The organism is Amycolatopsis sp. Poz14 (genome assembly GCF_006704225.1).
In the GTDB taxonomy this organism is placed as follows: domain Bacteria; phylum Actinomycetota; class Actinomycetes; order Mycobacteriales; family Pseudonocardiaceae; genus Amycolatopsis; species Amycolatopsis nivea.
Genome location: NZ_JACLHD010000002.1, coordinates 555629 through 575615, shown reverse-complemented (window position 1 = coordinate 575615; position 19987 = coordinate 555629). Strand labels below are relative to the sequence as shown.

The following is a 19987-nucleotide window of genomic DNA, read 5'->3' as shown; positions in this document are numbered from 1 at the left end:
GGCCACCAGGTCCGCCGGGACCTCCGGGACCGCCAGGACGCGGGCCGTTAGGACCGCCGCCGCCAGGACGCCCCGTCCGAGGGCCAGTGGGACCGCCAGGCCCGCCGGGACCACCCGGACCGCCAGGCCCACCAGGACCTCCGGGTCCGCCGGGCTTGGGTCCGCCCGGACCAGGCTTGGGCCCGCCGGGACCACCCGGTCCGCCAGGCTTGGGCCCGCCCGGGCCAGGAGCGCCAGGAGCGCCGGGAACCCCGGGCTTGGGAACGCCGGGCCCGGGAGTGACCGGTCCGCCGGGGCGTCCGGGACCACCAGGTCCGCCGGGACCGCCCGGGACGCCGGGAGGGGGAGTGCGCGGGGGCATTCCGGGTCCGCCGGGAGCAGCGCCGGGTCCGCCGGTTCTTCCGGGCCGCTGCGGCGGACCCGGGGGACGTCCCCCGGGAGGCGGTGGCGGTCCCTGCGGACCAGGCGGACGTGGAGGCGTGCTGACGGACATCCGCGCGTTCTCTTCCCCTCGTGAGTGCTGCGTACCCGGAAAGCCGGTCCCGGGATGCCTGACCCTAACCGGAGTTGGTAGAAACCCCACACCAGACGGTCCCCGTACGGCTATCCTGCGGAACCGTACCGCGACGGGGAGGACTGTAGGTCGAGAATGCCATCAACACCCACGACTAAGTCTCAGGTTCAGGCATACAAGTTCGTCCTGCGCCGGATGCAGTCCGCGCTGGTCCGCCGTGACGCGGTGATGTTGCACGACCCGATGCGCTCCCACGGGCGCGCGACCGCGGTCGGCGTGATCCTCGGCGTGCTGGGCGCCGTCGTCTTCGTGCTGTGGGGCCTGTTGAGCCCCGCGCCGTCGGTGCCCGCGTCGGACAACATCGTGATCGGCGAGCAGTCCGGCACCGTGTATGTCGTCACGGGGAATCCGGCGCGGCTGATCCCGACGTTCAACCTCGCGTCGGCGCGGCTGATCCTCATGGCGCAGAAGCAGCAGGGCGCGCAGGGGCAGCAGGGCGGCGGACAAGGCGGCCAGCAGGCGGCGGAGGTGAAGAACCCGACCGTCGTCTCGGATGAACAGTTGAAGAACATGCCGCGCGAGAAGCTCACCGGCATCCCGGACGGCCCGCAGCTGCTCCCGTCGATGGACCAGCGGACCACCCCCAACTGGGCGGTGTGCGACGAGGTCGTGCTCGACCAGTCGCTGCCGCAGCCGGACTCGGTCAACAAGACCAACACCGACGTGATCGCCGGCATCGACAAGCTCGGCACCGAGCTGCAGGAGAACCAGGCGCTGCTCGGCGACACGGGCAACGGCAAGACCTACCTCATCTACCGGCTGGCCGCGACGCAGAGCCACCCGAACGCGAACACCGTGCGCGCCGAGGTGCCGTCCGGCAGCGCCGACCCGGTGCGGGCCGCGCTGCATCTGCCGACGAAGGCGCGCAAGGTGTCGCAGGCTCTCCTCAACGCGATCCCCGAGGTCACCAAGCTGGTTCCGCCGCTGGTGGCGGGCGAGGGCACGGCGCCGTCGAGCAACTTCGACGGGCTGACCGTCGGCAGCGTCTTCTCGACCCAGCCCTCCGGCGGTGCGCTGGAGTTCTGGCTCATCGCCAAGAGCGGCATCCAGAAGGTGTCGCCCGCCGTCGCGGACATCGTGCGCACGGCCAAGAGCGGCGGTTCGGCCATCACGCCGACCCTGACCCTCGACAAGATCAACAACGTCAAGGTGCTGCAGAACGGCGACCCGGACTACGTGGACGTCGACACCTACCCGAAGGTCGTCCCGACCGTCCTCGACGCCGTGCCGAACCCGGTGGCGTGCCTCGGCTGGTCGCTCAACGCCGGGGGCACCCAGGCGCACACCTCGGTCTACATCAACAAGCAGGTCCCGGTCGAGAAGAACGCCGACGGCAGCTCGAAGATCATCAGCGTCAGCAACACCGGCCCCAACGGCGTGCCGATCACCGGCTTCTACATGCCGACCGGCTACGGCGCGGTGGTGCAGTCGGCCACCGAATCGGAGAAGACCTTCGGCAAGGGCCCGATCCAGCTGATCTCCGACCGCGGCATCCGCTACGGCGTCCCGGACGCGGCGACCGCGGACGGGCTGGGGCTGAACAACCGGCTGCCCGCGCCGGAGTCGATCATCGGGCTCCTGCCGACCGGTGCGTCGCTGAACGTGCAGAACGTGATGAAGCAGTTCGACTCGGTGCCGATCGACCCGAACGCCGGCTCGTACAAGCAGCAGGCGGCCGGACAGCAGCAACCTGCCGGGAACTGACGGCGGGTTTCGTCCGTCACACTCGGACATAGCCGGGTGAGCGGAGGGTTGAACGTGGCAGCGCCGGGAAGCAGTCCGGGAACGAGCGCCGTGCGGATCGACGGCGCGGTCGTCGGCGGCTACGCGGCGAAAGTCGCGCGGGCGGCCGACGAACTGGAGGCCGCCGCGGGCGAGGTGGGCACGAGAGGGACCACCGTCGAGGTGTACGGCGAGGTGGCCGGGCAGCTGGGCGTGCCGGAGTCGTACGCACAGGCCTCGCAGGCGTTGCGCGGCCAGCTCTCCGCCGGGGTGGCCGCGCTGCGGTCGGTCACCGCGGCGTTGGAGCAGCTCACCACCGGCCACGCCGAGCGGGACGCCGACGCGGCCGAGCGGATCGAGCGCGCCGGGAGGATCTCGTGACGGAGCCGTCTCTGGCGTACGTGACCGAGCTCGCCCGCGAGCTGGGCGTGACGGATCCGGTCGCCGCGTACTACCGGCCGCTCACCGGCCGCTGGGAGGAACTGGACGCGGAGGCCGAGAGCCTGCGCGCCGCGGCTCGCACGGCGGCAAGGGTGTCCACGGACCTCGCGGACGATCTCGGCCGGATCGACGCGTCGTGGTCCGGTCCCGACGCGGACGCGTTTGTCGCCTACCTGGGTGAAATCCGCGCCGCGAGCGAGGGCGCGGAGGACGCGCTCGACGCGCTCGCGGACTCGATCGACCAGCTCACCGAATCACTGCGCAAGATCACCGGTGCGGCGGAAGAGGTGCTGGTCGACGCGGCTGATCTGCTGTCCGAGTCCGCGATGCTGCCCAAGGGCGGCGCTTCCCGGGCGCGGTCGCAGATGCGGGAGACCGAGCAGTCGCTGAAGTCCCTGCACGAGGCCGCGGAGGACGTCCTGCGCGAGTTCGGCCGGTTGTGCGCCGGAGTGGACGCGCCTGCCGGGAGCCCGTCGAGCATCGAACTGCGGCACCACTATCCGGCGCAGCAGTTCCGGCTGCACGACGCCGACGCGCCCGCGGGAACGGCTCCGGCTGCCGCCGGAGAGTCCACAGTGGCCTCTTCAGCGTCCTCTTCGGACGATTCGGTGAGCCCGTCCGCCGCGGAGAATCCCCACCACGGCAAGGAAACCGCCGCCGACCCGCGGCTGGAGCAGGGCCAGGCGGGCCTCCCGCCGGTCGAGCCGGTCACCCCGGCCCCGCAGCCCGCGTCGGCGAACCAGGGCTCGGGCATGTCGATGATGCCGATGATGGGCTTCGCCGGAATGGGCGGCGGTGGCGGTGGCGGCGGCAGTTCGCAGCACAAGCCGCGGCAGCGCACGGCGGCGAAGACGTCGGAGATTTTCGGCGAGCCCGCGCAGGTGACTCCGCCGGTGATCGGCCAGGACCCGCCCGCGCGGCGGCCGGAGAAGGACGGTAAGCCGCCGAAACCCGGAAAGTGACCAGGAAGGCCGCCGCCGCGACATCCGCGGCGAGCGGCCTTTTCCATGCCCGGAACCGAGTCGCTTCTGGCAGCAAAAGCAAAAAAAAGGGCCGCTCCCCGCTGCGATCGCGGAGAAGCGGCCCTTTTTCTGATGCCTACTTTGTCGGCGGCGACGACCTGGAGCGGTTCCGCCGGATCGTGTGCACCACGAACAGCGTGATCAGCAGCGCCGCCACCCCGCCGCCGGTGCCGGCGAGCGCGACGATCATCGGGGTCGAGCTGATCCCGTCGGCGGGCGGCAGCTTGGCCTCCTGCACCACCGGCTTCGGCAGCGCGAGGTTGCCGGTGTCGCCCGGCAGGTTCGCGGTGAGCGCGGCCACCGGGTCGATCACGCCGTAGCCGACGAAGTTGTCGCGCCCGCCAGGAGCGGCCGGGTGCTGCGCGGTCGCCTTGAGCCGCTTCACCACGTCGCGCGCCTTCATGTCCGGGAACATCGAGCGGACCAGCGCGGCGACGCCCGCCACGTACGGGGCGGCGAAGCTGGTGCCCTGGATCGGCGACGGGTTGCCGTTCGCGATGGTGAGGTTCGCGAGTCCGGTCGAATGCTCCGCCGGGTCGAGCGACACGATTTTGGTGCCCGGCGCGGCGACGCCGACCCACGGGCCGTGCACGCTGAACGGCGCGACGCCGCCGTCTTCCTGGATGGCCCCGACGGACAGCACGTCGTCGGCGAACCACGGCGGGGTGACGATCGACTTCGGCTTGTTCGGGTCGGCCTGGTCGTTCTGCGGGCAGTTTTCCGAGACGTTGCCCGCGGCCGCGATGACCACGATGTTGCTGTCGGCCGCGTAACGCACCGCGGCTTGGACCTGGCGCTCGCCGGTCTGGATGTCGCCCGGCGCGGTGCCGGCGCGGCAGTGGTCGACCGACATGTTGATCACGCCGGCGCTGTGGGTGTCGGCGATGCTGCGGATGATCTGCGCGAGCGTGTTCAGCGTGCCCGCGGTGCCTTGCTTCGCCAGATCCCGGTTGTCGCCCTTGTTGTCCTGCTGAGGCGCGGTGCCGCTGCCGCTGCCGGTGCCGCCGCCCGAGGACGGGGGCAGCTGGCTGTTGCTGCTGCCCGCCGGGGGCTGCTGGCTCTCGCCGCCCGAGGGCGGTGCGCCGGTCCCGCCGGACGGGGGAGCCGAGGGCTGCTGCGGGCTGTCGTCCTTGGCGTAGTTCTCGCTCAGCTGCCGGTAGGACACGATGTGCGCGTCCGGGGCCACGCCGATGAAGCCGACCTGCGGATCCTGCGGATTGCCCGCGATGATCCCGGCGACCTCGGTGCCGTGGCCGTCACAGTCCTGCAGCCCGGGCTGCGCTCCGTTGTCCGGGGTGGCGACGTAGTCCCCGCCGCTCTCCACGCGGCCCTGGAACCACGGATGCGGCGTGACGCCGGTGTCGATCACCGCGACCTTCTGGTTGCCGCCGACCGATCCGGTCGCCGCGCGGACGATCTGCTGCGCCCGGTCCAGCTGCAGGTAGTCCTGGCCCCACGGGCGGAAGTTGATCTTGACGTCCTGCCCGAGACTGCGCTGGACGCATTCGTTCTTCTTCTTGTACGTGGTGTCCGGGTGGCCGGTGGCCGCGGGCGGCGCGTCGCCAGGGCCCAGCGGCGGCGGAGTGGCCCAGGTGCCCGCGGGCGCGTCCGCCGTCTGCGCCGACGCCGGAGCGGCGGCGAACGGCGACATCAGCCCGAGGCCGGCGGCGAACAACGCCACCCCGGTCCGGCCGGGAAGGCCGAGCCTGCGGGGGAAGGAACGTCGGGAGCCCATCGCGCGGCTCACTTGAGGTTGAGGTGGCGCAGCGTCGAGTAGAGGTCCATCACGCCGAGGGCGAGCGGCAGCACCACGGCGATGCAGATCGCCTCGATGATTTCCACGGTGCGCCGCAGCGGCGGCGAGAAGCGCTGGTCCGGGAAGATCACGCCGACCACGAGAGCGGCCGCGGCGATCAGGATCAGCGCGCCGAAGACGTACAGCAGCCGCTGCTCCGCGGTGGCGGAGAAGAACAGCCAGCCGAGCAGGATGCCCGCCGCGGCGACCATGCCGGTGGTGAGCAGCGCGATGGCCTGCGCGCCGTTGGCGTAGGCGCGGGCGCGCAGCAGCAGGACCAGCGTGGCGATGATGCCGAGGATGATGCCGAAGGCGTTCGGCGCGGTGGCCGCGAGGACCGCCGCGACGGCCGTGGTCGCGCCGCAGCCGATCATCAGGCCGGTCATGTAGTCGTGCGCGACCGCGGTGCGCTGCTCGATCGCCTTGTAGTCCGGGAAGCCGGAGTCTTCCTTGAGTTCCTCGGCGGTGCTCGGCACGTACGGCAGCGGCAGCTTGGCGAGCCAGATGGTGGCGCGCGGCAGGAACGAGATGCAGCCCAGCGCGACGGCGACCGTGCCCGCCGCGACCGCCGCGGTGTCGGCGCTGGTCACGAGGGTCGCGACGAGGAAGGCGAGCGCGCCGAACACGCCCGCGGTGGCGGTGGCGATGAAGACCCGGATGCCCGCGCCGACGACGAGGATGCAGACCGCCGAGACGATCAGCACCAGCACCGCGCCGAGCAGCAGGTTCGCCCGGACCGACAGGCCGGGCACGATGTAGAACCCGCTCACGAAGGCCAGCGGGAGGCCGCCCGCGGAGGCGATCAGCACGCCGGTGGCCTCGGCCTGGTAGGCCTTGGTGAGCGTGGCGCCGATCGCGACGCAGGCGATCGCGCCGAGTCCGCCCGCGATCGCCGGGCCGAGCGCGGAACCGCCGTAGAGGGAACCGCTGAAGAACAGGGCCAGCGCGGAGAAGAACAGGGCGAGCCCGCCCGCGGTGTGGCCGAACCGGCGCGCGGTTTCCTTGGTCCACGGACGGAAGGTGTCCGGGTCGGCCTCCGCGATGGCGTCGACCACGTCGTCGTACATCGGCGGCGGCGGGTTCTCGTTGCGCTTGCGCAGCTGCAGCAGCTCGCCGTCGACCACGCCGAGGGACGCGAGCGTCCGGCTCGGGTCGAGCGGGGCGTCGCCGAGCTTGGCCAGCGCCCAGCCGCCGTGCCGGGCCCCGCCGTCCGGAGTGACCTCCTTGGCCATCTCCAGAAGCATGGGCAGCAGGTCGGCCACCGCCACGTCGGCCGGAAGCGCGACGTCGATGCGTGTCGTCGGTGCGACCACCGTGACCCTGCTGAATACCGTCGTGCCCGTTGCCACTAGATCCCCCGCTCTGAAGAGTCAGCTCCCGGGGGAACTTATACCGAACCTGGTGACAGGTTTCAGCGCGTCTCCGCAAATCATCGGCGAAAGTACCCGTCCAGGCCTGGTTGGGCCATACCGACCAGCGGGTTCGTCCGCCTGGTCCGATAACTGTCGGTGGTGGTCCTTACACTCGGGCGCACTGGGAGGACGGGTCCCGCCGGGGCCCGAGGAGGGGGTGTGAGATGCCGATCCTGGAGTTGGCCGGATTTCCGGGGCGACGTTCGATAGGTTGTCCCGCGCACCCGGGTGCAGGCGTCGAGCAGGAATAGAGGGGTCCTTCGAGATGAGCACGCTGCAGTTCAAGAAGTCGCCGCGGCTGGCCGCGCCGCGCCCGCCCGGCGGCGAGGTGCATCTCGAGCCGCCGCCCGAGGTGCCCCGGACGATCCCGGGAAGCATCGTCGCCAAGGCGATTCCCGGCGTGATGATCTTCGCGTCGCTCGGGATGATGGTTTTCATGTTCACGGCGGGCGGCGCGAAAAACCCGACCACGATCATGATGAGCGGCATGATGCTGATGGGCACCGTCGGCATGCTCGCGGGCGGCGGCGGCAAGGGCGGCGGCCAGAAGAAAGCCGAGATGGACGAGGACCGCAAGGACTACCTGCGGTATCTCGGCCAGATGCGCGACCGCGCCCGCGAGGCGATGGTCGACCAGCGCGCCGCGCTCGAATGGGTGCACCCGGACCCGCAGTCGCTGTGGTCGCTCGCGGCCAGCCGCCGGATGTGGGAGCGCAGGCAGAACGACCAGGACTTCCTGCACCTGCGCGTCGGCCGGAGCTCGCACCGCCTCGCCACCCGGCTGGTCCCGCCCCAGACCGGCCCGGTGGACGAACTGGAGCCGATCGCCACCCTCGCGCTGCGCCGGTTCGTGCGCGCGCACTCGATCGTGCCGGACCTGCCCACCCAGATCACCCTCCGCGGGTTCGCGGCGGTCAGCATGCAGGGCGAGCGGCACCGCACCCGCGCGCTGACCCGCGCGATGCTGGCCCAGCTGGTCGCTTTCCACAGCCCGGACGACGTCATGATCGCGGTCGCCACCGCGGGCCGGGCGAAGGAAGAGTGGGAGTGGGCGAAGTGGCTTCCGCACGCCCAGCACCCCACGCTGTCCGACGGCATCGGCCAGCTGCGCATGATGGCGGGCTCGCTCAAGCAGATCGAAGACTGGCTGGACGAGGAGCTGCGCGACCGGCAGCGGTTCTCCCGCAACGCGACGCCCGCTCCGGACCAGCCGCACGTCGTGATCATCATCGACGACGCCGAGGTCACCCGCGAGGAGCAGATCATCCTCGAGGAGGGCCTGGTCGGCGTCACCCTGGTCGACCTTTCCGACTCGATCGGCAACCTCGCCGCGCGGCGCGGCCTGCGGCTCGTGGTCGAGGAGGAGCGGCTCGGCGCGCGCAGCGCGGGCGGGGTCGAGTGGTTCGGCCGCCCGGACAGCCTCAGCGTGGTCGAGGTCGAGGCGCTGGCCCGGCTCATCGCGCCGTACCGCGTCGGCGGGGGCGGCGGAGCGGACGTCAGCGAGGAAGAACCGCTGCTGTCCAACCCTTCGCTGCTGGAACTGCTCGGCATCCCGGGCGACCCGATGACGTTCGACGTCCAGCAGGCGTGGCGGCCCCGGCCGATCCGCGACCGCTACCGCGTCCCGTTCGGCGTCGGCGAGTACGGCCAGCCGGTGGAACTGGACATCAAGGAAGCCGCGGCCGAGGGCATGGGCCCGCACGGCCTGTGCATCGGTGCGACGGGTTCCGGTAAGTCGGAGTTCCTTCGCACCCTGGTGCTGGGCATGCTCGCCACGCACTCGTCGAGCACGCTGAACTTCGTCCTCGTCGACTTCAAGGGTGGCGCGACGTTCCTCGGCCTGGACAAGGCCCCGCACGTGTCCGCGGTCATCACCAACCTCGCGGACGAGGTCACGCTGGTCGACCGCATGAAGGACGCGCTGGCGGGCGAGATGAACCGCCGCCAGGAAGCGCTGAAGAACGGCGGCAACTTCAAGAACGTCTGGGAGTACGAGAAGGCCCGCGAGAACGGCGCCGACCTCGACCCGCTGCCCGCGCTGTTCATCGTCTGTGACGAGTTCTCCGAACTGCTGGCGGCGAAGCCGGACTTCATCGACCTGTTCGTCGCCATCGGCCGGCTGGGCCGGTCGCTGCAGATGCACATGCTTCTCGCGTCGCAGCGGCTGGAAGAGGGCAAGCTGCGCGGTCTCGACTCGCACCTGTCCTACCGGATCGGTTTGAAGACGTTCTCCGCGGCGGAATCCCGCGCGGCGATCGGCGTGCCGGACGCGTTCGAACTGCCGTCGGTCCCCGGTGGCGGTTACCTGAAGTACGACACCTCGACCCTGGTGCGGTTCAAGGCTTCCTACGTCTCGGGTCCGTACCGGCCCGCGGGCATCAAGGCGGCCGGCCCGGCCGCGACGGTGGTGCGCGCGGACAAGCGGCCGCAGCTGTTCGTGCCGGACTTCGTGGAACTGCCGAAGGAACCCGAGCCGGAACCGGTCGTCGAGGAAGAGGCTCCGAAACAGCAGGAGTCCGAAGAGGCCGTCGAGCCCAGCGAACTGGACGTCATCGTCAGCCGCCTGGTCGGACAGGGCCCGCCGGCGCACGAGGTGTGGCTGCCGCCGTTGAACGAGCCGAACTCGCTCGACACGATGCTGCCGAACCTCAACCCCACCGACGACCGCGGTCTTTCCCCGGTCGGGTTCTTCGGCAACGGCAGGCTGCAGGTGCCGATGGGCATCGTCGACCGGCCGTACGAGCAGCGGCGCGACCTGCTGTGGGCGGACTTCTCCGGTGCGCAGGGCCATGGCGTCATCGCGGGCGGCCCGCAGTCGGGCAAGTCGACCATGCTCCGGACGCTGATCATGTCGATGGCGCTCACCCACACCCCCGAGGAAGCGCAGTTCTACTGCCTCGACCTCGGTGGCGGCACCCTCGCCGGCCTCGCGGACCTTCCGCACGTCGGCGGGGTCGCGGTGGCCCGGCGCGAGCCGGACAAGGCGCGCCGGATCGTGGCCGAGCTGACCACGCTGCTGACCGAGCGCGAAGGCCGGTTCGGCGCGCTGGGCGTCGACTCGATGACGGAGTTCCGCAACCGGAAGCGCCGCGGCGAGATCACGCCGGAGCAGGACGCGTTCGGCGACGCGTTCCTGATCGTGGACAACTGGCGGGCGCTGCGCGACGACTTCGAGGAGCTCGAGACGTCGATCACCCGGCTGGCCACGCAGGGTCTCGCCTACGGCGTCCACGTGATCATCTCGGCGAACCGGTGGGCCGACCTCCGGCCCGCGATCAAGGACATGCTCGGCACCCGGTTCGAGCTGCGCCTCGGTGACCCGACGGAGTCCGAAATGGACCGCCGGATCGCGGTCAACGTCCCGGCCGGGCGGCCGGGACGCGGGCTCACCCGCGACAAGCTGCACCTGCTCACCGGCCTGCCGCGGATCGACGGGTCGAGCGACCCGGAGACGGTCGCGGCGGGCGTCGCGGACGCGGTCGCGAAGATCCGCGGCGCGTGGCGCGGCCGGGTGGCTCCGCAGGTGCGCCTGCTGCCGGAGATGATCACCTACGAAGAGGTCCTGCGGATCGACCAGAAGCGGGACACGAAGCTCGTCCCGATCGGCGTCAACGAGGAAGACCTGCAGCCGATCTACCTGGACTTCGACGCGGACCCGCACTTCTTCGCGTTCGCCGACGGCGAGTCCGGCAAGACGAACCTGCTGCGGCAGATCGCGCGCGGCATCACCGAGCGCTACACGCCGCAGGAGGCCGTGATCCTGCTGGTCGACTACCGGCGCACGATGCTCGGGTTCCTCGAGGGCGATTCGCTGCTCGGCTACGCCGTTTCGTCGGCGCAGCTGGACAGCATGGTCCAGGACGTGCACGGGTCGATGACGCGGCGGCTGCCGGGTCCGGACGTCACCCAGGAGCAGCTGAAGACCCGGTCCTGGTGGACCGGCCCGGAGCTGTTCGTCCTGGTCGACGACTACGACCTGGTGGCGACGCAGTCCACCAACCCGCTCAAGCCGCTGTCGGAGTTCCTCGCCCAGGCGAAGGACGTCGGCCTGCACTTGATCGTGGTCCGGCGCACCGGTGGTGCGTCGCGGGCGGCGTACGACCCGGTCATCGGCAAGCTCAAGGAGCTCGCGGCCACCGGCATGGTGATGAACGGTTCCCGCGACGAGGGCAACCTGATCGGCAACATCCGGCCGAGCGCCATGCCTCCGGGCCGGGGCAACATGCTGAGCCGCAAGAACGGGAAGCAGCTCGTGCAGGTGTCGTGGATCCAGCCCGACTGACCGACCGGGGAGCCGTCGCGGTTGACGGAAGGGGTGCCCGGTGACGGTGCGGGTCGCGGTCGACTTCGGGACCTCGAGCACCTGCGTCGTCGTGTCGGTCAACGGCCGCGAGCCGCAGGTCGTGGTGATCGACGGGCAGCCGCTGATGTCCTCGGCGGTGTACGCGGCGTCCGACGGCACCCTGTTCGTCGGCCAGGAGGCCGAGCGGCAGGCGGCCGTCGACCCGTCGCGGTACGAGCCGAATCCGAAGCGGCGGATCGACGAGGGCGATCTGCTGCTCGGCGATTCGGTGCTGCGGGTCATCGACGTCGTGCACGCGGTGCTGGACCGGGCGGTCGCCGAGGCGCGGCGCGTCGCGGGCGACGTCGAGGTGGACCTGCTGGTGCTCACCCACCCGGCGGACTGGGGCGCGATCCGCACCCGGCTGCTGCGCCAGGCCGCGGGCAGGCTGGCGCGCGAGGTGGCGCTGGTGCCGGAACCGGTGGCCGCGGCGGTGTACCACGCGGCCACCTTCGCCCCGGAGGCTTCGCCGGGCGGCCGGACGGTCGAGTTCTCCGGCCGTCCTGGCGACGCGCTGGCGGTGCTCGATCTCGGCGGCGGCACGGTCGACGTCAGCGTCGTCCAGCGGTCGCCGGAGGCAGCGCGCGCGGCCCGCGTGCCGGGTGCGCCGCCGCAGCGGGGCGGGTTCCAGGTGCTGGCCACGCGAGGCGACCCGAGCTTCGGCGGGGCGGACATCGACCAGGCGTTGCTGGAGCACGTCGGGTCGCTGGTGTCCGGCACGGATCCGCAGGCTTGGCAGCAACTCGTCGAAGGCCGCGAGCTGGCTGAGCGCCGGCGGCGCCGGGTGCTGCGCCAGGACGTCCGCGGTGCCAAAGAAACGCTGTCGCGGCACACGTACACCGATGTGCCGTTGCCGCCGCCGTTCGCGGACGCGCACGTGACGCGGGTGGACCTGGAACGGCTGATCGCGGCTCCGCTCGGCCGGGTGGTCGAGCTGACGAGTGCCGCGATCGCGGATTCCGGCCTGCGCCCCAAACAGCTCGCGGCGATCTTCCTCGTCGGCGGTTCGAGCCGGATCCCGATGATCTCCCGGCTCGTGCACGAGCGCACCGGCGTGGTGCCGACGAGTCTGGACCAGCCCGAGACGGTCGTGGCACGCGGCGCGCTCCGGGCCGTGCTGCTGGAACCGGACCGCACCGGCGTGCTGCCCGGTTCGTCGATCCCGGGGCACTCCGAGCACCGCACCGAGATCGTCCGGGGAGACGCGCCGATCCGCCGTGGTCCGCCGCCGGCACCGAACGCACTGAACGCGCCGCGGAGCGCTCCGGCGCAGCCGTTGCCGCCGCGCGGGTTCTCGCCCGCCGATGCGGCCAGGGGGCCGCAAAGCGCGCCGTTCGGCGTCGCGGCACCCGCCGGTCCGAGTCCATTGCAGACTGGACCGGGCAAGAACTCGTTGGGACAGAACAGTTCCGCGAACGGCGGGTTCGCCGCTCCCGGCGCGGACGCCGCGGGCGACTCCGGCGGAAAGGCGAAGAAACGCCGTCGGCTGTGGTTGATCACCGCGGCGGTGGCGGTCGTGGCGCTGATCGCGGGCGGAGTCGTCTACTTCGTCAGCAGCGGAGACAGCTCCGATCAAGGCCGTTCGTTCTCCCAGTACGACTTCAGCCTCGTCGCGCCCAACGACTGGATCCAGACCACCGACGAGGTCGCCGACCGGCAGGTCATCCTGCACCCGCAGGACGCCGCCAAGGGCAACGATCTCGTGCTCGCGCAGGAGTTCGTGATGGACTACGACGCGACGGCCGACCGGCAGAAACTCGTCGACGCCTTGCGGTCCGGGGTCAGCGGAAACGCGAACTACACTGCGTTCCAGCCTGATCTGACTTACGGTGGCCGGAACGTGATCGGCTACGTCGAGAGCAAACCGGAACGGATTACCGTCCGCTGGTATGTGCTCGTGCAGGGCCGGATCCGCGTGCACGTCGGCTGCCAGTACCAATCACCCGCGGTGCAGCAGCGCGTCGACGCCGCGTGCGAGCAAGTGGTGCGCACGCTGAAGATCACCAGCTGAAGGAGCATCTGTGGCCTCCGAACCGGAATCCGCGCCGGCGGCCTTCACCCGAGCCGGACAGGACGCCGTCACCTTCTCGCGCCGCGTCGCGGGCACCGCGCTCGCGCGCAGCGAACGGCACCGCAATGAGAACCGGGAATTGCTGAAGGAGTTCGGCAGGCGGCGGCTTTCCGGCGCCGCGGAACCCGCGCCGTCCGCGTTGCGCGGGGCCGCCCGCCGGTTCCGCGCGGCCCGCGGATTGCCGATGCCGGCCGAGCCCGTCGCGCCCGAGCCGGTTCCCCTTCGTCCGGAGATTCCGCCCGAACAGACACGGACGAGTGAAGAGGACGAGGACTTTTCGCAGTCGCGAATCATGAGCCGGGACTCCTGAAAGTTTCCGGGAACCGGCTGTGCGTGTGCTAACCACGCTGGTGGACAAGGTTTTTTCGGGGTCGCCGGCACGCCGTTCACCCGGCCGTTGCCGACCGGTTCCCTGATGGCGCGTTCACGCAAGCAACTACTTGCGAAGAAGTCGCGACAAGTGTGAACCGAACTGGCAATGTCTTCGTCGTAGGTGCAGTGCCGGAAACACCAGCCGGCGCGCACAACCACTGACGAAGGGGGTAGCTCCCATGGCTGCTGGCGGTTTCACTGGGGATCCGAAGGAATTCACCGCGGCGGAAGGGCGCGTCGTCGACGCGACCAGCCGGATGAACAAGAACCTGAGCGACCTGCGCTCCAACATCGAAGCGACCCGCGCGGGCTGGGAAGGCGACGCCCAGCGTGCCTTCGACAACGTCATGCGCCGCTTTGACGACTGCGGTCGCGGCCTGAACGACGCGCTGCACCGCATCGGTGAGCTGCTCCAGGAAGCGGGATCCACCTACGCCAAGAGCGAAGCGGCTCAGCACGAGCACATCAACTCGCTCAACAAGGGCTTCGGCGTTCTCGGCTGATCCAGTTCTTTTCCGTTCCAGATTCGCCTCCATCTTTCATTCTTTCTTCTGACAGGAGTTCGACATGCCTGACGGCCGCATTGTTGTTGATCCGGGTACCATCCACCGCGCCGCTGAGGACTGCACCGCCACCGGTGGCGAGCTGCGCACCCTCTTCGACAACCTGCAGAGCGACCTCGCTCCGCTGACCAACAGCTGGACCGGTGAAGCGAAGGACCAGTACCACCAGGCCCAGAACGAGTGGAACCAGAAGTTCGAGGAGTTCGGTCAGCTTCTCGCGCAGATCGCCGCTGTGCTGCCGCAGATCGCGGACGGCTACACGGCGACGGACCGCTCGGTGCAGAACCTGTTCTGAGCCAAGCTCCGAAACCACGGCGGGCCAGGCACCTTCGGGTGTCGGCCCGCCGTTTTCGTTTTCGGGAAAGGCTTTCGCCGGGGGGCGATGGAATATTCTGCCCGCCGCCGAGTGCGCTGCCCCGGCTGAAAGCTCCGGTTCCGGAACTCCCGCTGTCGCCGGCTCAGTGCGGAGCGCCGACGGAATATTCTGGCTTGTCGTTGAGCACGCGCACGGTGACCTTCTTCGGCTGTCCGCCGACCTGCACTGTGCAGTCGAAAGTGGTGCCGTTCTCGATCGTCTGGCCGGAGGGACAAGCGACGTTCTTCACGTCCGGCTCGCCGTAGCTCTCGTTGAGAACTCGGGAAACGCCTTCCTGCAACGACTTCTGGTCAAGGGTGTCCCCGCGGAACACTCCGGTCGCCCACGCGATCCCGCCCGCCGCGGCGAGCACCACAACGACCGCTCCGGCGATCAGGAACGGTTTCTTCGACCGCGGTTTTCCCGGCTTGGCAGAGGAAAACGCGCCGAGCCCGCCGTATTCGGATGGCTGGAACCCGCCGCCGTAAGGGTTTCCTCCCGACGGCTGCTGCGCCGGGGTCGGCTGGCTCTGCGGCTGACCGTAGGGCTGGGCCGGATAACCGTGCTGCGGATACTGCGCCGGCGGGTACTGCCCCTGCGGAAACTGTTGCTGCGCCGGAGGTTGTGCCCACTGCCCTTGCTGGCCCGAACTGTCCACTCCGGACGGATAACCCGGCTGCTGCGGCGCGTTCGTCCCCGGCTGCCACCATTGCGGCTGCCCCTGCGGGTACTGGTCGGGAGGCTGGGTCATCAGTGCTCACCTCGGAGATCGATCGGCGGAAGGGCGCGCATCAGCGACCCTGCAGTTCGCCGAGCCTGCGGTAGAAGTCCTGTTTGGCCGCGTCGTCCGCGAGGACGGTGACCTGCGAGGCGTCCGGCACCGTCGGCAGGTCCGAGGAGGTGGCCTCTCCGGTGAACTTGAACTCGTAGCGCAGTTCGACCTTGTGCCCGTCGCCCTCGAACTTGGCTCCCATGGTGAACGCGGCGAGCGAGCCGTCCGGCTTGAGCGTGATCGTGCTCGGCACGACTGCCTTGCGCAGTTCCGGCCCGACCTGGTTGAGCACCTTGTCCGGGAGCAGTTCGACGCGCCGGTCGAGGAAGATCGGGAACGGCACGTTCACGGTCAGCTGCTCGGTGCCGTCCGCGGAGCTCTTGGCGCCGCGCAGCGCTTTCTTGTCCGCCTTGTACGCGCTGTCGACCGCGTCGCCCATCTTGCACGCGATCTGCACCCCGCCCCACGCGCACGGCTGGACGAGCCCGGCCTCCGGCTTGGGCATCGACACCCACGGCGTGGGCGCGAGCGTTTTGTACGCCGGGCCGAGGTAGAGGTACTCGACGGCGCCGTCGGCCGGGGTGAACGAGTCGAGGAACTCGTTGGGGTTCTTCTGCGACCGGTTGTGCACGATGCGGCTCTCCGGGCTGCCGGTGCGCGCGGAGGTGACGATGTTGTGCAGGTACTTGTCGTCGAACTTGAAGTACCGGTCCGCGGAGTTGGTCACATTGCGCGGCTCGACGATCGTGTCCGCGAGCTTCGACATGGCCTTCTCGAACTTCGCGCCGACGTACGCGGCGGCCTGGTCGCCGTCGGGCAGCGCGGTGCCGGCGCGGGCCTGCCCGCACGCGGTCGCGAGAGCCAGCACGGCGGCGACGGCTCCCGCTGTCCGTGCGGCTCGGATCGTCCTCGCTCGTGTCTTCAACTGCTGTCCCCAGGTGCTCGTCGTGCTCGCGCGTCCGCGCGTCGGAATCGTCTCATCCTGGTTCGACCCGCGCGGCGGCGTGGTGGTTCCGGGAACCGGTCGGGTACGCTGTGACCGGCCGACGAGGCGCCTTCGCACCCCCGCTGCACAAGAGGCGGGACCACAGGGGTATCTTCATATGTCGTTGTGCGTTGCGGCGCGTCAGCGCTCGGCCCGCACATTACCCACACGCAATGACGACGAGGTAGACCCTTGCCCACGTACAGCCCCAAGCCCGGCGACGTCACTCGTGCCTGGCACGTGATCGACGCCGAGGATGTCGTGCTCGGACGGCTCGCGACCGAGGTCGCCACGCTGCTGCGCGGCAAGCACAAGCCGACCTACGCCCCGCACGTGGACACCGGTGACTTCGTCATCATCGTCAACGCCGAGAAGGTCGCTCTCACCGGTAACAAGCGCGAGCAGAAGTTCGCGTACCGGCACAGCGGTTACCCCGGCGGTCTGCGGAAGCGCTCCTTCGGCGAGCTGCTCGACACCAAGCCTGAGCACCTCGTTGAGAAGGTGGTCAAGGGCATGCTGCCGAAGAACAAGCTCGGCCGCGCCATGGCCAAGAAGCTGAAGGTGTACGCCGGCCCGCAGCACCCGCACGCCGCGCAGCAGCCGCAGGCGCGCGAGATCACCAAGATCGCGCAGGTCGCGCAGTGAGTGAGGAACAGTTGACCAGCACCGAGACCGAGGTCGTCGCTTCGACCGAGACCCCCGCCGAGGCTGTGGCGACCAGCGAGTCCGCCGCCGCCCCGCGCCCGTCGCGTGCCGCCGGTGGCAACGCGCAGACGGTCGGCCGCCGCAAGGAGGCCGTGGTCCGCGTCCGCGTCGTGCCGGGTACCGGTGAGTTCAAGCTCAACGGCAAGTCGCTCGAGCAGTACTTCCCGAACAAGGTGCACCAGCAGCTCATCAAGGAGCCGCTCGTCACCGTCGAGAAGCCGGACTCCTTCGACATCTTCGCCAACCTCAAGGGCGGCGGGATCTCGGGCCAGGCGGGCGCGCTGCGTCTCGCCATCGCCCGTGCGCTGGTCGAGGTCGACGCCGACGACCGCCCGGCCCTGAAGAAGGCCGGCTTCCTGACCCGTGACGCGCGCGCCACGGAGCGGAAGAAGTACGGCCTCAAGAAGGCCCGCAAGGCCCCGCAGTACTCCAAGCGCTGATTTTCGCGCCTGGCGCAACCCCGGAAGCGCCCATCCGTCCATCGGATGGGCGCTTCCGGCGTTTTCCGGGCTGGTTGATGCGTTTTCCGCCGCCGGCACGACTGTCTTGGGGTAGGGCAGGGGATCACCCCTGCCGGGTCCGGCGCTAGGTTTGTCGAGGCCCGGCGCGCCCCGAGGCCGGTGAATCAAGGGACAAGGAGGTCGAGATGGCTCGACTGTTCGGCACCGACGGGGTACGCGGTCTGGCCAATGCCGACCTGTCCCCGGAGCTGGCCCTGTCGGTCGCGGCGAGCGCCGCCCGAGTGCTGGCGGCGCACGACCGTTCGCACCGTCCGGTGGCCGTGGTCGGCCGCGACCCGCGCGCCAGCGGCGAGATGCTGGAGGCCGCCGTGGTGGCGGGCCTCGCGTCGGCCGGTGCGGACGTCCTGCGGCTCGGCGTGCTGCCGACGCCCGCCGTCGCGTACCTCGTCGGTGCGCTGGAGGCGGACCTCGGCGTGATGATCTCCGCCTCGCACAACCCCATGCCGGACAACGGCATCAAGCTCTTCGCCGCCGGCGGGCACAAACTGCCGGACAGCATCGAGGACGAGATCGAATCCGGCCTCGACGCGACCGGCGTCACCCGCCCGACCGGCGACGGGGTCGGCCGCGTCACCGACGTCCCGGACGCGCTCGACAAGTACATCGAGCACCTGGTCGCCGCGACGCCGCATCCGCTGGCCGGCCTGAAGGTCGTGGTGGACTGCGCGAACGGCGCGTCGTCCGCGGCCGCCCCGGAGGCGTACCGCCGGGCAGGCGCCGAGGTCGTGGCCCTGCACGCGGAGCCGGACGGCATCAACATCAACGACAGCTGTGGCTCAAACCACCCTGACCTGCTGCGCGCGGCAGTCGTCGAACACGGCGCCGACCTCGGCATCGGCCACGACGGAGACGCCGATCGCTGCGTGGCCGTCGACGCCGCGGGCGAACTGGTGGACGGCGACCAGATCATGGCCGTCCTGGCGCTGGCGCTGGCCGAAGAGGGCGCGCTGGTGAAGGACACCCTGGTCGCGACCGTGATGAGCAACCTCGGCCTGCACCTGGCGATGAAGGCACACGGCATCACAGTCGTCACGACCGCGGTGGGTGACCGCTACGTGCTGGAGGAACTGCGCGCCTCGGGCCTGGCCCTCGGCGGCGAACAGTCCGGCCACGTGGTCCTCCCCGCCCACGCCACCACCGGCGACGGCCTCCTGACCGCGATGCGCCTGATGGCCCGGATGGCCGCGACGGGCAAACCGCTCGCCGAACTGGCCGCGGTGATGAACCGGCTGCCGCAGGTCCTGGTCAACGTCCCGGTCGCGGACAAAGCGGCAGTGGCTGGATCCGCTGAAGTCCGCGACGCGGTCGGCGAGGTGGAAGCGGAACTCGGCGAGGAGGGACGGGTTCTGCTGCGCCCGTCGGGAACCGAACAGCTGGTGCGGGTCATGGTCGAAGCCCCGGCTCACGCCACGGCCCAGGCCGCGGCGGACCGGCTGGCTGGGGTCGTGTCCGCGGTCTCCTGACCGAAATATGGTGAATACTCTGCGCCACCAGTGATCCGGCAGGTACATTCCGCAATGCGGGACTGACCGGGGAGGGGCGATGTACAACCAGAGTGAGGTGCCTCCGCATTTCGCCAGAAGCCTGGCGGCGATGGAGGAGGTTCGCGCACAGTACAGCGCCGACCACGAGCGGGCGATCGCCGACGACGAGACCAGGCAGGCCGCGTTCGCGAAGCTGGTCGAGGACCACCGCGCTCAGGACGCCCAGTCGCAAGCCGACCGCGAGGCCGCGATCGCCGCTGCCGCCGCCGAGGGAACCGGGGAAGACCAGGCTGCGTCGGAACTGGCGGAACGGAAAGCCCAGCGGGTTGCCAAACAGGTCGCCGAGGACAACGCGGCCGCCGCGATGTTCCGGGTCGAGGACGACACCGAACCGGTCGCGCCGGCAGCGCCGCCGCCGGCGTCTCCTCCGCCTGCTTCGGCGGCCCGGCACCGGGCATGGGAGGACGACGACTTCTCGGCCACCAACTGGATTGACGCAGAGTAGCCGCGGGCGCGAGGGGAGAGGGCGACGATGGCGAAATTCCACATTGAGCCGGACCAGGTCAAAAAGGTGGCGAACGACGTCTCCACGATGAGCACCTCGTTCAAAGAGATCAAGACTTACACCGCGCAGTCCCAGCTGGCGCCGGGGCATTTCGGGAAAATCCCCGGTCTGTCCGAGGCGGCCGGAGCCTACGTCGCGAAGATGCAGGCGCTCGGCGACTCCGCCGCGAAGGGCAGTACTTTCCTCGGCGGTTTCGCGGAGCGGCTCAACACCTCGGTGACGCTGCACAGCGAGAACGAGCAAGAAAACGCCTGGGGCGTCACGAACGCCGGTAAGGGAGCCTGAC

Annotated in this window: 17 protein-coding genes; 13 read left to right on the top strand and 4 right to left on the bottom strand. The window is 70.3% G+C overall.

Going from position 1 to position 19987, the window contains the following annotated elements:
- Positions 1-649: 649 nt before the first annotated feature.
- Genes eccB through FKO37_RS46430 form a run of 3 tightly spaced genes read left to right on the top strand, consistent with a single transcriptional unit; the run spans position 650 to position 3699 of the window.
- A complete protein-coding gene (gene eccB / locus FKO37_RS46440; protein WP_078870591.1) occupies positions 650-2278 on the top strand; it encodes a type VII secretion protein EccB in 1629 nt (542 codons plus the stop codon).
- 54 nt (positions 2279-2332) lie between these two features.
- Complete coding sequence (locus FKO37_RS46435) at positions 2333-2677, top strand: hypothetical protein (RefSeq protein WP_238608636.1); 345 nt, start codon at positions 2333-2335, stop codon at positions 2675-2677.
- Positions 2674-3699, top strand: coding sequence for a WXG100 family type VII secretion target (locus FKO37_RS46430; protein ID WP_134663748.1), 1026 nt, complete (start codon positions 2674-2676; stop codon positions 3697-3699). Before FKO37_RS46435 ends, FKO37_RS46430 begins: the two co-directional genes overlap by 4 nt.
- 136 nt (positions 3700-3835) lie before the next feature.
- Here FKO37_RS46430 and FKO37_RS46425 read toward each other — a convergent pair whose 3' ends face one another.
- Positions 3836-5494: a S8 family serine peptidase gene (locus FKO37_RS46425; RefSeq protein WP_134731519.1), complete on the bottom strand. Its 1659-nt coding sequence runs from the start codon at positions 5492-5494 to the stop codon at positions 3836-3838.
- 8 nt (positions 5495-5502) lie between these two features.
- Complete coding sequence (eccD, locus tag FKO37_RS46420; RefSeq protein ID WP_037816249.1) at positions 5503-6903, bottom strand: type VII secretion integral membrane protein EccD; 1401 nt, start codon at positions 6901-6903, stop codon at positions 5503-5505.
- A 328-nt stretch (positions 6904-7231) separates the two neighbouring features.
- Between eccD and FKO37_RS46415 the strand changes: the two genes are divergently transcribed.
- The 5 genes from FKO37_RS46415 to FKO37_RS46395 all read left to right on the top strand — a co-directional run bounded on the left by FKO37_RS46415 (position 7232) and on the right by FKO37_RS46395 (position 14609).
- The gene (locus tag FKO37_RS46415) at positions 7232-11248 is read left to right on the top strand and encodes a type VII secretion protein EccC (RefSeq protein WP_037816248.1); all 4017 of its coding nucleotides are present in this window, start codon (positions 7232-7234) and stop codon (positions 11246-11248) included.
- A 40-nt stretch (positions 11249-11288) separates the two neighbouring features.
- Positions 11289-13319, top strand: coding sequence for a type VII secretion-associated protein (locus FKO37_RS46410; protein WP_238608635.1), 2031 nt, complete (start codon positions 11289-11291; stop codon positions 13317-13319).
- Between the two features lie 10 nt (positions 13320-13329).
- The gene (locus tag FKO37_RS46405) at positions 13330-13689 is read left to right on the top strand and encodes a hypothetical protein (protein ID WP_037816246.1); all 360 of its coding nucleotides are present in this window, start codon (positions 13330-13332) and stop codon (positions 13687-13689) included.
- 241 nt (positions 13690-13930) lie between these two features.
- Positions 13931-14254, top strand: coding sequence for a WXG100 family type VII secretion target (locus FKO37_RS46400; protein WP_009072357.1), 324 nt, complete (start codon positions 13931-13933; stop codon positions 14252-14254).
- Positions 14255-14318: 64 nt separating this feature from the next.
- Positions 14319-14609, top strand: a complete 291-nt coding sequence (locus FKO37_RS46395; protein WP_037816245.1) for a WXG100 family type VII secretion target — start codon at positions 14319-14321, stop codon at positions 14607-14609.
- A 163-nt stretch (positions 14610-14772) separates the two neighbouring features.
- On the opposite strand, the gene FKO37_RS46390 is transcribed toward FKO37_RS46395, so the two are convergent.
- Both FKO37_RS46390 and FKO37_RS46385 read right to left on the bottom strand, forming a co-directional pair.
- Positions 14773-15420, bottom strand: coding sequence for a DUF4333 domain-containing protein (locus FKO37_RS46390; protein WP_238608634.1), 648 nt, complete (start codon positions 15418-15420; stop codon positions 14773-14775).
- Positions 15421-15460: 40 nt separating this feature from the next.
- A complete protein-coding gene (locus FKO37_RS46385; RefSeq protein ID WP_093572674.1) occupies positions 15461-16309 on the bottom strand; it encodes a hypothetical protein in 849 nt (282 codons plus the stop codon).
- Positions 16310-16618: 309 nt separating this feature from the next.
- Here FKO37_RS46385 and rplM point away from each other — a divergent pair, with 309 nt between their 5' ends.
- From rplM to FKO37_RS46360, 5 genes are all read left to right on the top strand, one after another.
- On the top strand, positions 16619-17071 hold the full coding sequence (gene rplM / locus FKO37_RS46380; protein ID WP_009072361.1) for a 50S ribosomal protein L13: 453 nt from the start codon (positions 16619-16621) through the stop codon (positions 17069-17071).
- 11 nt (positions 17072-17082) lie between these two features.
- On the top strand, positions 17083-17571 hold the full coding sequence (gene rpsI / locus FKO37_RS46375) for a 30S ribosomal protein S9 (protein WP_037816243.1): 489 nt from the start codon (positions 17083-17085) through the stop codon (positions 17569-17571).
- Positions 17572-17777: 206 nt separating this feature from the next.
- Complete coding sequence (gene glmM / locus FKO37_RS46370; RefSeq protein WP_037816242.1) at positions 17778-19115, top strand: phosphoglucosamine mutase; 1338 nt, start codon at positions 17778-17780, stop codon at positions 19113-19115.
- A gap of 79 nt (positions 19116-19194) precedes the next feature.
- Positions 19195-19641, top strand: coding sequence for a hypothetical protein (locus FKO37_RS46365; RefSeq protein WP_037816241.1), 447 nt, complete (start codon positions 19195-19197; stop codon positions 19639-19641).
- Between the two features lie 27 nt (positions 19642-19668).
- Positions 19669-19986, top strand: coding sequence for a hypothetical protein (locus FKO37_RS46360; RefSeq protein WP_037816240.1), 318 nt, complete (start codon positions 19669-19671; stop codon positions 19984-19986).
- Position 19987: the final 1 nt, after the last annotated feature.